Raw genomic sequence first — 15,779 nt, 5'->3', positions numbered from 1 at the left:
TGGTGCTTGCCTGAGAGTATCACTCTTGACCCTGTAGTAAGGTACGGACTGTAAGATGGTGGGGAAGGGACAAGCAGCATGCAAGTACTCACCATTGGTCAGGTCGCCCGCGAAGCGGGCATTGGCGTTGAGACGGTTCGGTTTTACGAGCGCGAGGGTCTGCTGGAAGAGCCGGCCAGGCGCGCCTCAGGCTATCGCCAATTCGACTTGGATGCGGTCGCCCGATTGCGGTTTATCAAGCAGGCGCAGCGGCTGGGATTCACATTACGCGAAATCAAAGAACTCCTCGCGCTCAAGCTCAATCCCGATTCCACTCGCCAGCAAGTTCGAGAACGCGCAGAAGCGAAGATTGCCGATATCGACGCCCGCATCAGCGAACTCAAACGCATGCGGAAGGCCTTGTCCCCCTTAATCGCAGCTTGCGACGGCAAAGGAAAACTTGAAGGCTGCCCCATCCTGGCTGCCATCGATCCCACTTGCCATCCAATGGCTTCCAAGAAGACTTCATCACCGGGGAGGAAATCATGAGTCACGAATTGCACCAAATTGGCGGTGGCTCGGTCCAGATTCCCACCGTGATTGATCCCGTGTGTGGCATGACGGTTGTTCCCGGTCCGGCAGCGGGCTCCCATGCACATCACGGCGAGACCTACCACTTTTGCAGCACTCATTGCCTGGCAAAGTTCAAGGCGAACCCAGACAAGATCTTGCAAGGTGCGCACGTCCCTATGTCGCAGGTTCATGTCGCCGGTGGCCAATACACGTGTCCCATGCATCCGGATGTGCTGCAGGAGGGGTCGGGAAATTGCCCGAAGTGTGGCATGGCACTGGAACCGCTGCAGCCCACGGCGGAGGTGGGCCCCGATCCCGAACTCATCTCAATGCAGCGGCGATTCTGGATCGGCGCTGCACTCACGCTGCCGATTTTTCTCATCGCGATGGCTGGCATGATCCCTTCGGCTGCTCTGATGAAACTGCTGCACGAGCACATGGCCGTGTTGAACTGGGTTCAGCTGGCACTGGCAACTCCGGTAGTGCAGTGGTGTGGCTGGCCCTTTTTCGAACGTGCCTGGCAGTCGGTCGTCCATCGTAGTCCGAACATGTTCACCTTGATCTCGATCGGCGTGGGAGCCGCTTTCTTGTACAGCGTGGTAGCGACGGTTTCGCCGGCAATTTTTCCACCCGGCTTTCGCAACTCGGCCGACGCCATCGAGCCCTACTTCGACAGTGCCGCGGTGATCGTTGTGTTGGTGTTACTTGGCCAAGTCCTCGAACTGCGGGCCCGCTCACAAACGGGGGCGGCGATTCGCGCACTGCTTGGGCTAGCGCCGAAGACGGCCCGCGTCGTGCGTGAAAATGGTGTGGAAGAAGATGTGGAATTGGCGCACGTCCATCTGGGAGATCGCCTGCGCATTCGCCCCGGCGAAAAAGTGCCCGTGGATGGAGTCGTGCTTGAGGGCCAAAGCAGCATCGACGAATCGATGCTCACCGGCGAACCCATCCCCGTCGAGAAGAGCCTGGGGAGCAAGGTGGTGGGCGGAACCGTGAATGGCACCGGCGGGCTGTTGATGCAGGCCGAGCGTGTCGGCAGCGATACCTTGCTCGCGCAGATTGTGCGGATGGTGGGCGACGCTCAGCGCAGCCGGGCCCCGATCGAAAAACTGGTCACCAAGGTGGCCATGGTATTTGTGCCCGCAGTCCTAGGTGCTGCGGTGCTTACATTCGTGGGCTGGGCAATCTGGGGTTCCGAACCCAGGCTGGCTCACGGCTTGGTGAATGCCGTTGCGGTCCTGATCATCGCTTGCCCCTGTGCCTTGGGTTTGGCCACGCCGATGGCAATCATGGTGGGGACCGGTCGTGCCGCCCACGCTGGCGTTCTGTTCCGCGACGCGGAAGCGTTGGAAATGCTGCACAAAGCAGACACGCTGGTCGTCGATAAGACCGGCACACTGACGGAAGGCAAGCCCAAACTAGTCACCATTGAACCTGCTCGTGGGATCGAACCAAACCAGTTGCTGGCCCTCGCGGCCGGCCTGGAAATCAGCAGCGAACATCCGCTGGCTGCCGCCATCGTCCAAGGCACGAAGGATCAGGGCGTAACTTTGTCGAAAGTACAAGACTTTCAATCGGTCACCGGCAAGGGAGTTCGTGGTGTGGCCGGGCAACAACGCATTGCCATCGGCAACACGGCGATGATGCAAGCCGAAGGCGTCTCATTCGATTCCGTCGAAACTCGCTTGCAGCAACTGCGAGCCGAAGGGCAAACGGTCATGATCGTAGCCATCGATGGCCAACTGGGCGGACTGATCGGCGTGGCTGACCCCATCAAGTCCACAACTCCCGAAGCCCTGAAATTGCTGCGTGACGAAGGTTTCCGCATCATCATGCTCACCGGCGATAGCCGCGCCACCGCAGACGCGGTCGCGCGTCAGCTTGGCATCGACGAAGTCATTGCCGAGGTGCTGCCGGAACAGAAAGGAGAAGTGGTCGCCAAGCTGCAACGCGAGGGACGCTGCGTCGCCATGGCTGGCGATGGCATCAACGATGCCCCCGCGCTCGCCCAAGCTGATGTAGGGATCGCCATGGGAACGGGAACCGACATCGCCATGGAGAGCGCCGCCATCACACTCGTGAAAGGCGATCTGCGTGGCATCGTGCGAGCTCGGCGTCTAAGCAAAGCGACTTCAGCCGGTATTCGCCAGAACTTGTTCTTGGCGTTTGTCTACAACGCGCTCAGTGTACCGCTGGCCGCGTTTGGACTCGTGACTCCCATGATTGCCAGTGCCGCGATGAGCCTTAGTTCCGTCAGTGTGATTGCCAACTCACTCCGCCTGCAAAAAGCAAAGCTCTAGCAGACCGCTCGCGTTCGTGGACGAGGAGCCAGTTTTTTCGAGGCAAGCCGCCGGCATAACCGGTGAGCTTGCTGTTCGCGCCGATCACCCGATGACAGGGCACGACGATCGAAATGGGGTTCGCACCATTGGCTGCCCCAACCGCGCGACTGGCACTCACGCGGCCCAGTTCTTTCGCCAGCTGACCATAGCTTTTCGTCTCACCCGGCTTGATGGCGCGCAGAGCTTGCCACACGGCTCGCTGAAACTCGGTGCCTCCGGTCGCGACGCGAATCGAGTCGAGCGCCCGCAGATCACCGGCGAAGTACGCATCGAGCGCGTGAACGATCGAGGCTGGCGCAGGACCATTTTCGAGCGTGTAGCCACCGTAGTGACCTCGCAACAGCCGTTGCATTCGTTCCATGTGATCGGCGAATTCCAGGGCCCGCAGCACGCCCTCTTCGTCGGTAACGAGCAACAGAGTCTGTAGTGGTGAGTCGTATTCCGCCAGTTGCAATCGCACGAGCATGTCTCCTCATATCCTTCGAACCTCAATGAACAAACGCGGGCTGCTGGGCATCTGCATCGGCCATCCACAGATGCAAATTCGCATAGGCGCGCCACGGTCGCCATTGCTCCGCGCGTTCCAGCACTTGGTGGGCCGAAGGTCGCGTGCCGTCCGCTGCGAGTTGGCGTTGCAGGGCCACGTCGCCCGCCAGGAAGGCATCGCTTTCACCCAACGCGCGCATGGCAATGTACTGCGCCGTCCATTCACCAATGCCAGGCAGTTGCTGGAAGTGCTCTACGGTTGCGGCAAGATCGGAACGCGGATCGAACAGTCGCTTGTCGGCAACTGCAGCTTGGGCAACACCCACCAGTGATTGGGCCCGCGCGGCAGGCATCCCCAGCGAGACGATTTCCTCTACATGAAAGCACTCGGGGCCGGGAAACAAATGCGTGAGTCCCGGTATCGCCACTTGCTCCGCCTCGTCTTGGCCCAGGCTGTTGACCAACCGCGTTACCAATTTCGTCGCGGCGGTCAGCGTGATTTGTTGTCCCAGGATCGCGCGCACGGCAATCTCAAAGCCGTCCCAACCGCCGGGCACTCGCAACCCAGGGCGAGCCTGCACCAGGGGAGCCAGCAGCGGATCGGCCGAGAGGGCCGCATCAATGGCAACTGGCTCCGCGCCCAGATCGAACTGACGACGCAAGCGAGAGATAATCGTGGGCAACACATTCAAGCGGGGAACGCGAATCGTCACTTCTAGCGAAGCATGCTCCGGCGAGTTTCGCACTTGCAGCGAACCAACGACATCCTCAAGGGCAATCGCCCGGCTGTAAGTGTCGGCGGTAACGATCTCCAAACCGGCGATCGCGCGAACTCGTAAGAAGCGGAGCATCGACTCCCAGTCGTACGGCGGTCGATATGGGAGGAGCAGGGTGATTTCCGGTGAAGCTGGCGAAGTTCCTGTGCGATTCCTCAATTTGCTGGGTGGTCGTTGATAGAGCCGCTGAAAGGCTTCGTTGAAGCGCCGCACACTGCCGAAGCCACTGGCCAAGGCGACATCAATCATCGAGAGATCGGTTTGATGAATCAGTTGCTTAGCAAGCAACACGCGGCGAGTTTGCGCCACGGTGATCGGCGCAGCACCGAGATGCCTACTGAACAGCCTGCGCAGTTGCCGCTCGCCCAGACCGAGCCGTTCGGCCAGCGCTGCGACGTTCCCCTCGTCGAGCGCGCCTGTTTCGATCAGTTTCAAGGCGCGCGAAACGGTCGCTGCGGTTCCTTGCCACGCATGGAGCGTCGGCGAGCTTTCCGGCCGGCAGCGCAGGCAGGGACGAAAGGCAGCCTCCTGCGCCGCGGCGGCGGTGGGAACGAACTGGCAGTTCTCGAATTTGGGTGGTCGCGCCGGGCAGATGGGACGGCAGTAGATGCCGGTCGTCTTCACGCAGGTGAAGAAGCGGCCGTGGTAACGGGCATCGCGAGCCTGGACCGCGCGATAGCAAACTGCGGGGTTGAGATCCATAAGCTAAATCTAGCGAGGCCCGCGAAGTTGTCTCGCGGTTTTCGGACGCCAATGTGGCTGGCCAGCGACGATTACGCGTTCACCGACTTCGCCCACAACCAGTTACCAGCCCTACTTCCGCCTGCGCGATTGGTTCCTGGTATGCACGCCAAAGGTGTGACGCAACCTAGCCCTGGTCCGACGACCTGCCTGTCGTCAACTTTCCATCCATCGTAAACGTCCAACAATCACCCGGGTTATTGGACAGGCAGTGTCTTTTGAACTTTGCTGTAAGGTGCTTCCGCGGAATCACTTGCGACTCACTGCCAACTTTTCGCACTCACTCTCTTTGTCCAACAACCGGGCTCATTCTTGGACAGGCCCCGATTCGGGCCATTCAGTCGCCACTTCGCAAACACGAATTTTCCCCACCGCGTAGCGAGCCCGTACCGAATGCAACCAGACTGTGAGAGAACGTCCCGACATTAGCTCATGCTGGTGATTTATTGTCAAGTATCTATTGCGATATTTTTCAATAGAAGATAACTGTTCATCGAGGTGAATAAGGCGACTAAATGTCGCGTGCAAGCGCAAGCTGCAACGCCTGCTCTGTCAGCAATGACAAACGCGCGTCACTCGCCAGCAAATCCAACTGCTGTTTTCAAGCGGAGGAGCCGTCTACGGAAATCGAGGCTCCCTTAATTTGCCCAGACGAATCCGCATGAAAGTATGCGTCGATGGGTTTTCGCTGGTTCGGAAGAAAATCGGGGCAACAAAAAACGCCTTCTACAATGGTACCGCTGCAGCAACGTCAGATCAGTTCCTCTCCCCCAATTCAATTCCCTTGGAGTTGTGATCATGAAATTGCTTCAGTTCTCTCTATTGGCAGTTCTAGCCACGTTCGCAGTTCCCTTAGGGCCAAACGCGAAATAACTTCCTTTGGTACTGTCGCATGATAATCTGAAGGGGGGCATGGAGTCAGTCACAGGAGGGCTCAACGATGAAGGTTTATCGGGCAACGGTCGAGCGGCAGATGGTGAAGGTGTATGGGGCGTTATCCGAGAAGGATCGGCGACGCTACGCGGCGGTCGAAGCGGTGAAGCTCGGGCATGGCGGTGTGCAGTACATCGCCGATTTGTTTGGTTGCGATCCCGACACGATTCGCCACGGCGCGGAGGACATCGAGCAGCTGCCGGAGGACGAAGCTGCGGGACGCGTTCGCAAAAAAGGGGAGGCCGAAAGCCAGCTAGCGTTGCGCAACCGGAAATCATTCCTGCAGTGGAAGCCCTGATCGAGCGCGACACGGCCGGTTCGCCCGTCGACGAAAACATTCGCTGGACGAACCGCTCGGTTCCTGAATTGGCGGAGGAGTTGCAAGAGCAAGGCTTTGAGATTGGTCCCGATGCGTTGCGGCGAATCTTGTTCGACGAGCTTGGTCTCTCGCGGCGACAGGCGTACAAGGACGAAGCGGCGTGTGAGTTTGAACATCGCGACGAGCAGTTTCAATTCATTGCCAAGCTCCGCGCCAAGTACGAGCGGAACGATTGGCCGGTGCTGAGCATCGACACGAAAAAGAAGGAAATTCTCGGCGATTTCTTTCATCCGGGCCGAGCGATCACCGATGGCCGCGTGGTCGTGCAAGATCACGACTTCGTGACTGCCGAGCAACGACTCGTTCCTTACGGCGTGTACGACACTCGCCGCAACGAAGCGTTCATGTACTTGGCCCGCGGCGCCGACACCAGCGAACTCGCTTGCGATGCGATCCGTCGGTGGTGGGAGCGAATGGGTCGGGAACATTACTGGTACGCGCCGCGACTGTTGTTGCTGTGCGACTGCGGCGGCAGCAACGGGTGTCGCCAGCATCGCTTCAAGGAAACGCTATGCCACCTGGCCCATGATCTGCGCTGCGACGTGCAGGTGGCTCACTACCCGCCGGGCTGTTCGAAATACAATCCCATTGAGCATCGCCTCTTCTGTCACGTCTCGCGCGCGATCAAGGCCGTGGTGCTCAAGACCATTCAAGTTGCGCGGAACTTTATCGCACGCACTCACACGACGCACGGACTGCATGTCGTCGCGGAAGTTGCCCGCCGGATGTATCAGAAGGGAATCAAAGCCAGCCAAGCCTTCCTCGATCACAATCCCATTCGCTTCAATAGCTTCCTGCCCCAACTCAACTACACAGCGCCCGCCTTCAACCCGCTATGATCAAAAGCCGAAGTTATTTCGCGTTGGGTTCTTAGCCTCATTCGGGCAGTTCTCGATGCCGCTTCTGCGCGTTGATGCCTTCAACGATGCTGAAGAAGACCTCGAACTTTTTGGTGATGGATTCGCATTCGTCGGCCTAGGCAATAATGGTGCCTGGGATGATGAGTGGTTCACGCCACAAGCGGACCATGATCTCATTTTAGATGGTGTTTCCGCCGCAGTTACGGATTTGACATCGCAAGTGCAAGGCGAAGCTTTCACGCTTACTCCGATCAATTCGATTGCCTCGGTCGGTGACCTAGACAGCGCGATGATTGGGCAAATGTTGACCGGAGTGTTTATCGACGACGGAGTAAACGGTTTCTGCTCTTGGCAAATGCGGATGGCGGGGAGCGCGCAGTTCGAGGTTTTGGAAAATACAGAACACGACCCGCCAGAAGAAATCACCCTCCGACTAAATCTCGCTCTGGAGGCAACGAGCACCAACAGCGTGCAGGGAGTCTCTACAAACAACGGCTTCCTCTTCACGCAGGTCATGAATGTCACAACTGGTCAAGCTGCGACACTGGCCGCTCAATGGAATGATCAAATTCGCGAGTGGGAGTGGATTCTGACGGACGACTTTAATAATGTCAGCGATTTCGGTTCCACCGAGGATGGCCTGAACGAGGGCGCCTACATCGAAGTGGCAGGAATCAGTGTTGGCGACAATATCCGCATCTCATTTGATAATGATATGGACGGATATTGCACTGGACTGCCGCATTCACAGATTTGGACTTCGGCCACTGCGGGCTGGTTTGACGTAATCGGCGACTAACCTGACATGTCGGCGCTGGACTGCGATACAAAAAGGCTGGTCGAGAGAACTCGACCAGCCTGAAATGCTTTGTAGCAGTTTTCGCAAAAGATCTGGTGAATCTTACCGGCCATCAATTGGATAGCTTTTGCCGTCACCTTTCAGTTCAATGACCACGTCCTTCTTTGGGCCGTCGACGGTAATCTTCAAATCGGAGTTGATTCCGTTGTCGTACTTCGCAGGTGCGTAGCGACGAACTAGGTTTTCGTTGATCGCCTTCTGTGAGGCAATAGTTACGATGTGCGTGCCTGGCGGGCACCCTTCTTTGTCATCCATCATCAACTTAAAGCGGCCTTGAGCATCTAGGTCGCTGGAGGCAGTTCGCCCCGCACCAGGGATGACGCGGATCGCACCGTACTCTAATGGTTTTCCATCAAGTGTGACTTGACCTTCGACGGGAAACAACTTCGGTCCAGTATCGCAGCCGGTGACTGCCACTACAGCTAAGCTCAAGCAGCCAAGAATGAGAATGCTGGTCTTAGGAGAGGTTGGCATGATTAGTAATCTCCGACGACTTCACCATCAGCACGCATCGAGAGTCGCTGGTAGGTGACGAAGTTGATGTTGTTTTGAATCATGCTGACATGGCCATCCGCAAACGCAAACTGCGCCCCAGCTGGGTGTAAGCTACCGAAGGCTGCGTTAGAGCGGGTGCCACTTGTCGTATCGATGCCGGCCCCGGTGCCAGGCAATTGGTTGATGGGCATATTTGTTGTACGGAGCGTGATGAACCGAGATCCAGTACTCCAAATATTCGGTGAGGCCGGCCCGTTCGGCGCAGCGACGACGCCATCATTCCCACGAGTTTCGCCAACCATCATTTGGCTGCTAGTGCCGTCGGTAATATCTGCCAATCGAAAGGCTGAGCGATAAACGAACAAACCTGTGTTGTAGAACTTGATGCTGTCGCCATTCGGCGGCCCAAGAGTACCGCCCACCAAACCGTAGCAGCCAGTCGCCGCGTTAACACCCGTCTCAGGATTGTTGGTCAAAAATGGCTTCGAGATATCGCTCGGGCAAACCATGAACTTTGGACGGGCCTCGACAACCAGCTTGTTGTTCGGCCCGATCGTCCCGCCAACACCCCAGGGGATTGTCGAGTAGTCAATCTTGCTATGGAGAGGGGCTTGTTCGACGAATGGCAACATGCAGACGAATCCGCTCCACCCGAGTGTTCCGGCACCCGAGGTGTAGCCGTTGCATTGTGAGCCAGCGGGGCCAGATCCGTCGCAGCCGACGCGGCCCGGCGGAAGCGACTTAAAGGTGTCCTCGTAGTTCAACATGCCCAGAGCAATTTGCTTCAGGTTATTTGAACACTGGGCACGACGAGCAGCCTCGCGGGCGGCTTGCACGGCGGGAAGCAAGAGAGCGACCAGCACTCCGATGATCGCGATGACGACGAGCAGTTCGACCAGGGTAAAACCGGTCGATATTTTCTGCGAGGTTTTCTTCTGCGCCCAAGACATGGACAGGCACCTTTGCAAAATCAGCCTGGAACAAGCCCACGAAAACCAGGTTGAGGGAGAGGTTTTTTGGGCAAAGGGAAAAACGAGGTCCCTTATTGAAAAATAAGGCACCTGCGCATTGTTAGCGGAATTTCGGGCCTGGGAAGGGGCGTTTTCATGCGTATTGCCGCAATCTTTTCACTCTGAAATTAAAGTCCCCCCCGAACGTCCGCTGTACGGCTCCGTTGTCTTCGTAGGGAGAATGTTTTGCACTCCCGGCGATCACCCTGCTGCTGGCCCACCACGCAGCGTGACTTCTCACGAGCCAATCGTTGGAGCTTCGAGCGAATCCGTCATTGTCACTGCGGCAACGCACGAACTGTCTACTTCTTTCGAGCGAACCATATGTGGCTGGTCAGCGAACCGTCTCACGTTCCGTTACTGTTCCGCAGCGAGCCCTTTCGCGGAACGTGAGATTGTTGATTACCCGCCCTCGTGGTGGGCCATGTCGCGGGACAATTGATCGCCGGGCCAAGTCGCCAGTCGCGACATCGACCCACCCGACGTCAACAATGCCCAGGTTTTTCTTGCGTGGCTCGGGCCGCAGGGTGATAATCAAGGGCGAGCCTCTCCCGCCTGAATCCCACCCCCCTTCACACCCGCCGCAGGCCTATGCTCACTCGCGTTGCGATTTTGGTGGTTTTGTTCGCGCTGGCTCCTGCCGTGTCGCGCGCGGAAGAGAGTGTCCCCACGTTCGAAAAGGACGTGCGGCCAATTCTCAAGACGCACTGCTTTCAATGCCACGGCGAAGAAGACGAGCACGAAGCGAAGCTCGATTTGCGACTCGTCCGCTCCATGCTCGCCGGGGGAGAAGGCGGCGCGGCAATCATCGCCGGCAAAGCGGCCGACAGCCTGCTGATTCAGCGGATCGAACAGGGCGAGATGCCTCCCGAGGGGAAAAAGCTGCCCGCTGCCGAGTTGGCGGTGCTAAAGAAGTGGATCGACGCCGGTGCCAAAACGGTTCGCCCCGAGCCCGAGCAACTGAGCCTCATCACCGACGAAGAGCGGGCCTTCTGGTCGTTCCAGCCGATTCGCCAGCCTGCCTTGCCGGTGGTGAAAACGCCAGCTGCTGCTCAATCGCCGATCGATCTTTTTCTGCTGCAAAAGCTCGACGAACGGGGCCTAACTTTTTCGCCCGTTGCGAAGAAAGAAATCCTGGTTCGCCGCGCCTGGTTCACGCTGCTCGGCCTGCCTCCGACGGCCGAAGACATTGAATCGTTCGTCAACGACACCGCTCCCGATGCGTGGGATCGGCTGATCGACAGCCTGCTGGCTTCGCCCCATTACGGCGAACGCTGGGGCCGTCATTGGCTCGATGTCGCCGGCTATGCTGACAGCGATGGCTTCAGCGAAAAGGATCTAGAGCGGCAACATGCCTACAAGTATCGCGACTACATCATTCGTGCGCTCAACGCCGACAAACCTTGGAACGAGCTAATTGTCGAGCAACTGGCCGGCGATGAACTGCTGTCAGCAAAGTTCACCAGTCTGTCTCCGCAGCAGGCCGATCAACTGATTGCGACCGGCTTCTTGCGCATGGGGCCCGATGGCACCGGCGACGCCACGCTCGACCAGGGTGTCGCGCGCAATGCAGTGCTCGACGATATGATCAAGATCGTCTCGACGTCGCTGCTGGGCCTGACCGTTGGTTGCGCCCAGTGTCACAACCATCGCTACGATCCGATTCCCCAAACCGATTACTACCAGATTCGCGCCATCTTCGAACCCGCCTACGACATCACCAATTGGAAGACGCCAGGCGCTCGCAACATTTCTCTCTGGTCGGCGGAGACGCGCCAGCAGGCGAAAGAAATCGACCTCGCTATTTCGAAACTGAACAAAGAGAAGGCGGCCGAAATCGATGTGCTCGTGGCGGCCACCATCGAGAAGGTGCTGGCCAGCTTGCCGGAAGAAGAACAAGTGGAAGTGCGTGCGGCCCGTGAGACTCTGGCGAAAGAACGCACCGCGGAACAAAAGGCACTGCTCGCCAAGCATCCCAGACTGAACGTCACCAGCGGCAACTTGCTGCAGTTCGAAAAAGAGGCCGTGGATGCCCTCAACAAAAAGTACGCCGATTTGATCGCCCCGCTCAGCAAGCAAAAGCCGGCCGAGAACGAAGCAGCCGTCCTCACCGAAGTACCGGGCAAAATTCCCACGACGCACGTCTTTTATCGCGGCGATATCAACTCGCCCCGAGCCAAAGTTCAGCCTGGGGAGCTATCGGTACTGCTGCGCGATGAGGCCAGCGAACAAGCGAAGATTCCTATCGACGATCCTCAACTTCCCACCAGTGGTCGCCGGCTGGCCTATGCCAAATGGCTGGCCTCGGGCGATCATCCGCTGGTGGCCCGCGTGCTGGTAAATCGCTTTTGGCTGCATCAGTTCGGTCGCGGCCTTGTCGCCACGCCTGGCGACTTCGGCGTTCTCGGTGCGCGCCCCTCGCACGGCGAATTGCTCGATTGGCTTGCCGCTCGCTTCACACAAGATGGCTGGGAATTGAAACGCCTGCAGCGGATGGCGCTGACCTCTGCAGCCTTTCAGCAAGAGTCGCTGCGCACCGATGCGCTCGATGCCGTTGATCTCGATAATCAACTGCTCGGGCGCATGAACCTGCGACGACTCGAGTCCGAGACCTTGCGCGATGCGATGCTGAAAGTCACAGGCCGCCTGACCACCAAACTACATGGTAAGTCGGTGCCGGTCACGCCTGACGATATCGGCCAGGTGATTGTGGGCGTCGATACGCGCGATGGCGCGGGGCGGTTTACCGGCAAAGTGGTCCCGCTGGGCGAAGAGGAGTTTCGCCGCAGCTTGTATGTGCAGGTTCGCCGCTCCTTGCCGCTGTCGATGCTGGAAACCTTCGACTCGCCGTTGCTCACTCCCAACTGCGAACTGCGCAATCAATCGACGGCCGCGCCGCAGTCACTGCTGATGATGAACAACCGTTTTGTTCTCGATCAGGCCTTGTTCCTGGCGGCGAAAGTTGTTGAACAGAACAAAGACGATCTCTCTGCCCAAATCACCGCTGCCTGGCGGGCGATCCACGGCCACGAGCCAACCTCCGAACAACTCACCGCAGCCCGCGAGTTCCTCACCGCTCAAATCGAAGTATTGAAGGCTACTAGCGCGAAAGCCTCTGCGCCTGCCGACAAGACCAAGCAACCACCGACCGCGGAACAGCGAGCCCTTGCTAACCTGTGCCAGGCACTGCTTGGTTCGAATGCGTTTTTGTATGTCGATTGAGAGAGACCACGATGGACCTTGAATCTCAATTTCGTTCTTCGCGCCGCCACTTCGTCGCGCAGCAAGCCGCGGGCATCGGCTCGCTGGCCCTCGCGTGGCTACTTTCGCGAGATGCCGCTGCCGCGCCTGCTCCACCTGCCAAGCCAGCCCTGGAGAAGCCCACCTATGATCTGAAGCCAAAGCAACCCGCCGGCGAGCCGAAGGCGCGGGCGATGATTTCGCTCTTTATGCAGGGCGGGCCGAGCCATGTCGACATGTTCGATCCCAAGCCCGAACTCGACAAGCGCGACGGGACCGATTTCACCGGTGGCGGCATCAAGTTCGACAGCGTCGATCAGGCCAGCTCCAAGCTGATGGCCAGCAAGTGGAAGTTCTCGCCCCAAGGTCAGTGTGGGATGGAGTTGAGCGAACTGTTGCCTCACCTGGGCAAGGTGGCCGATGACATCACGCTCATTCGCTCGATGCACACCGGCGTGAACAATCACGGGCAGTCGATTCTGGCTTTGTGCAATGGCCGCACGATCACCGGCCGTCCCGCGCTGGGCTCGTGGCTCACCTATGCACTTGGCAGTGAGAGTGACAACTTGCCCGCTTATGTCGTGCTCACCGATCCGGCCAACTTGCCGGTCGAAGGCGTGTACAACTGGGCGAATGGCTGGCTGCCGTCGCTGTATCAAGGCACGGTCGTGCGGGCTCGCGAACCGCGCATTCTCAATCTCGATCCTCCCACCGACAGCACCCCGGAATCGCAGCAGCGGTATCTCGACTTTTTAGCGAAGCTGAACCAGGAACACTTGAAACAACATCCGGGCGAGAACGATCTGGCAGCGCGCATCGCCAGTTATGAATTGGCGGCCAAGATGCAAACCGCTGCCCGCGAGGCACTCGATCTATCGCAAGAGACCGAAGAGACCAAGCGGCTGTACGGCATCGATCAAACGGAAACTCGCGATTGGGGGTCGCGTTGCTTGCTTGCGCGGCGATTGGTGGAGCGTGGGGTTCGCTTCGTGCAAGTCTGCTCAGGCAATCAGCACTGGGATCATCACAGCGGCATTCATACCTCGCTGCCGCTGCGCTGCAAGCAGACCGACCAGCCCACGGCCGCCCTGGTCTTCGACCTGAAACGCCGCGGCTTGCTCAACAGCACACTCGTGCACTGGAGCGGCGAAATGGGCCGCCTGCCGGTGATTCAAAAGGCCAAGAGCATCGGCCGCGATCACAACACCTATGGCTTTAGCGCCTGGCTGGCCGGCGGCGGCGTGAAGGGCGGGTACGTGCATGGTGAGACAGACGAATTCGGCCACAAGGCGGTGAAGGACGTGGTGAATCACTACGATCTGCACGCCACGATCCTCCAGCAGTTCGGCCTCGATCACAGCAAGCTGACTTTCGCGCGGCCGCAAGGGGCGGGCTCGCTTATTGACGGCCAGCCTGCGCAGGTGGTGAAGCAGATTCTGGCATAGTGGCATGAACCAGAGCGTTCTCGTCGGACACTAAGGATGCAATCCTGCAGCCGATTTTCTGCCAGCGACATCCCTCTACGGAGTTCGTTCGATGAAACTCAAAGCCACACTTCTCTTAGTCGCCTTGGCTCAGCTGGCTTTCGCAGTGCGCATCGGCCTGGCTCAAGGCAACGCAGCTCCTCAAGCTAGTGCGATTGTGCAGCAGACGGCGACTCCCTTCGGCCAGTCGTTGCAATGGCTCGTTGGCCCGCAAATGGAGAAGGAACTGGATATTGTCCCCGACCAGCGCGACGCAATCCAAAAACTGCGGGTGGAGTCACAAGCCAAAATCCGCAAGCTCTACGACCTGAGCATTGCCGATCCGCAAGAACGCATGAAGAAATACAACGAAGCGGCCAAGGCGCTGGCCGAAGAGACCGACAAGAAAGTCGCCGATATTCTGCTGCCGCATCAGCTCAAACGATTGAAGCAAATCGCATTCCAGATGCAATTTCAGCAAGGTGCGTACGGCGCGAATCCGCTCACTGGCGATCAACTGGCCAGTGAACTGAACATTACCGAAGAGCAAAAGGTTCAGCTGCAGGAAGCTCAGAAAAAGGCACTGCAGGAGATGCAAGAGAAGACGCAGGCCTTCTATAAGCAACTGCAGGAAGAACAACGCGAGAAGATCTTGTCGGTGCTCACTCCCGAGCAACGACGCAAGCTGGAAGAATTGACCGGCGAGCAGTTTCAGTGGCAGCCCGCCGCTCGTGCGCAACCGGCGGAGCCGAAGAAAGATTAACATCCACCTTATTGCTTTCAGGTTGAGGATTCAGGCGGAGGCGAACGGGATGATCGATTGGCTTCGTAATGGATTGTGCCTGGCGATGGTCGTCGCGATGGCTCCGCTTACTCATGCCGCCGAGCCAACCGCGACGCAGCCGATTGCGCATCGTGGGCTGCTCAAACACTCGCCCGAGAACACGCTCGCCAACTTTGCCACCTGTCGCTTGCTCCGCTTGGGTTTTGAGTTCGATGTTCGCCGCAGCAAAGATGGCACGCTGATCTGCCTGCACGACGATACGCTCGACCGCACCACCAATGGCAAGGGTCAGGCCAGCGAGCGAACCGTGGCCGAACTTTTCCAACTCGACGCTGGTGCCTGGTTTGATCTGGCCTTCCGCGGCGAGCGAATCCCCACCCTCGAGCAAGTCTGCAAGCTCATCGCCACAGCCCCCAGCGAAACGGCTTTTTATACTGCCGATCTCAAGGGTGACGATGACAAGCTAGAAGCGGACATTGTTGCCCTGGCCAAAGAACAGCGGGCGTTGAGCAAGGTTCTGTTTATTGGCCGTGCCATCGACCATCCCGAAGTTCGCAGTCGTCTGCGTAAAGCAGATCCTACTTGCCATGTGGCGGCGCTCGCCCAAACGGCAGCCGACGTGCAGAAAGCAATCGTCGATCAAGATTCCGACTGGGTCTATCTGCGATTTGTTCCCGAGCGTGATCTCGTCACCAAGATCAATGCCGCCGGCAAGCGAACCATCATCGCCGGCACCACTGTCAGCGGAGAAGAGCCGGAAAACTGGTCGCGTTGTGCCGCTGCTGGAGTCGATCTTGTCCTGACCGATTACCCGCTGGAATTTCGCACCAAGAGCAAAGCGGCCAGGCACAACAAGTAA

13 protein-coding genes are annotated in these 15,779 nt (G+C 58.3%); 9 read left to right on the top strand and 4 right to left on the bottom strand.

The annotated features are described in order from the left end of the window. Nucleotides 1-78 precede the first annotated feature (78 nt). Both NA78x_RS06970 and NA78x_RS06965 read left to right on the top strand, forming a co-directional pair. Nucleotides 79-528 carry a heavy metal-responsive transcriptional regulator gene (locus NA78x_RS06970; RefSeq protein WP_425617710.1) on the top strand — a complete coding sequence of 150 codons (450 nt, stop codon included), beginning with the start codon at nt 79-81 and terminating at the stop codon, nt 526-528. Beyond that, nucleotides 525-2,852 (top strand): heavy metal translocating P-type ATPase, encoded by a 2,328-nt coding sequence (locus NA78x_RS06965; RefSeq protein ID WP_425617709.1) that lies wholly within the window; start codon nt 525-527, stop codon nt 2,850-2,852. The genes NA78x_RS06970 and NA78x_RS06965 overlap by 4 nt, the downstream gene beginning before the upstream one ends. Here NA78x_RS06965 and NA78x_RS06960 read toward each other — a convergent pair. Together NA78x_RS06960 and NA78x_RS06955 are read right to left on the bottom strand one after the other, a co-directional pair. Next, entirely contained in the window at nt 2,806-3,360 is a 555-nt protein-coding gene (locus NA78x_RS06960) for a methylated-DNA--[protein]-cysteine S-methyltransferase (RefSeq protein ID WP_425617708.1), read from the bottom strand. The two genes, NA78x_RS06965 and NA78x_RS06960, sit on opposite strands and share 47 nt — an antisense overlap. A 22-nt stretch (nt 3,361-3,382) precedes the next feature. Continuing rightward, nucleotides 3,383-4,858: a DNA-3-methyladenine glycosylase 2 family protein gene (locus NA78x_RS06955; protein WP_425617707.1), complete on the bottom strand. Its 1,476-nt coding sequence runs from the start codon at nt 4,856-4,858 to the stop codon at nt 3,383-3,385. A gap of 979 nt (nt 4,859-5,837) precedes the next feature. Between NA78x_RS06955 and NA78x_RS06950 the strand changes: the two genes are divergently transcribed. From NA78x_RS06950 to NA78x_RS06940, 3 genes are read left to right on the top strand one after another with little or no spacing between them, the layout of a single operon-like run. Continuing rightward, the gene (locus NA78x_RS06950) at nt 5,838-6,128 is read left to right on the top strand and encodes a hypothetical protein (RefSeq protein WP_425613584.1); all 291 of its coding nucleotides are present in this window, start codon (nt 5,838-5,840) and stop codon (nt 6,126-6,128) included. Then, nucleotides 6,116-7,048: an ISAzo13 family transposase gene (locus tag NA78x_RS06945; protein ID WP_425613753.1), complete on the top strand. Its 933-nt coding sequence runs from the start codon at nt 6,116-6,118 to the stop codon at nt 7,046-7,048. Before NA78x_RS06950 ends, NA78x_RS06945 begins: the two co-directional genes overlap by 13 nt. Nucleotides 7,049-7,103: 55 nt before the next feature. Further along, nucleotides 7,104-7,868, top strand: coding sequence for a hypothetical protein (locus NA78x_RS06940; RefSeq protein ID WP_425617706.1), 765 nt, complete (start codon nt 7,104-7,106; stop codon nt 7,866-7,868). 102 nt (nt 7,869-7,970) lie between these two features. Here the strand turns inward: NA78x_RS06940 and NA78x_RS06935 are convergent, their stop codons facing one another. Beyond that, nucleotides 7,971-8,402 (bottom strand): hypothetical protein, encoded by a 432-nt coding sequence (locus NA78x_RS06935; protein ID WP_425617705.1) that lies wholly within the window; start codon nt 8,400-8,402, stop codon nt 7,971-7,973. A 2-nt stretch (nt 8,403-8,404) separates the two neighbouring features. Beyond that, nucleotides 8,405-9,484: a DUF1559 domain-containing protein gene (locus NA78x_RS06930; protein ID WP_425617704.1), complete on the bottom strand. Its 1,080-nt coding sequence runs from the start codon at nt 9,482-9,484 to the stop codon at nt 8,405-8,407. Nucleotides 9,485-10,024: 540 nt separating this feature from the next. On the opposite strand from NA78x_RS06930, the gene NA78x_RS06925 reads away from it, so the two are divergent. The 4 genes from NA78x_RS06925 to NA78x_RS06910 all read left to right on the top strand — a co-directional run bounded on the left by NA78x_RS06925 (nt 10,025) and on the right by NA78x_RS06910 (nt 15,779). Beyond that, nucleotides 10,025-12,655 carry a DUF1549 domain-containing protein gene (locus tag NA78x_RS06925; RefSeq protein WP_425617703.1) on the top strand — a complete coding sequence of 877 codons (2,631 nt, stop codon included), beginning with the start codon at nt 10,025-10,027 and terminating at the stop codon, nt 12,653-12,655. Between the two features lie 11 nt (nt 12,656-12,666). Continuing rightward, nucleotides 12,667-14,118, top strand: a complete 1,452-nt coding sequence (locus NA78x_RS06920) for a DUF1501 domain-containing protein (RefSeq protein ID WP_425617702.1) — start codon at nt 12,667-12,669, stop codon at nt 14,116-14,118. A gap of 91 nt (nt 14,119-14,209) precedes the next feature. Then, complete coding sequence (locus NA78x_RS06915) at nt 14,210-14,899, top strand: hypothetical protein (protein ID WP_425617701.1); 690 nt, start codon at nt 14,210-14,212, stop codon at nt 14,897-14,899. Nucleotides 14,900-14,948: 49 nt separating this feature from the next. Beyond that, nucleotides 14,949-15,779 (top strand): glycerophosphodiester phosphodiesterase, encoded by an 831-nt coding sequence (locus NA78x_RS06910; protein WP_425617700.1) that lies wholly within the window; start codon nt 14,949-14,951, stop codon nt 15,777-15,779.

Origin of the sequence: Anatilimnocola aquadivae (assembly GCF_049819085.1) — a bacterium.
Classification (GTDB): domain Bacteria; phylum Planctomycetota; class Planctomycetia; order Pirellulales; family Pirellulaceae; genus Anatilimnocola.
The sequence above is the reverse complement of the archived record's forward strand: the minus strand, read 5'-3'. Positions and strand labels throughout refer to the sequence as shown.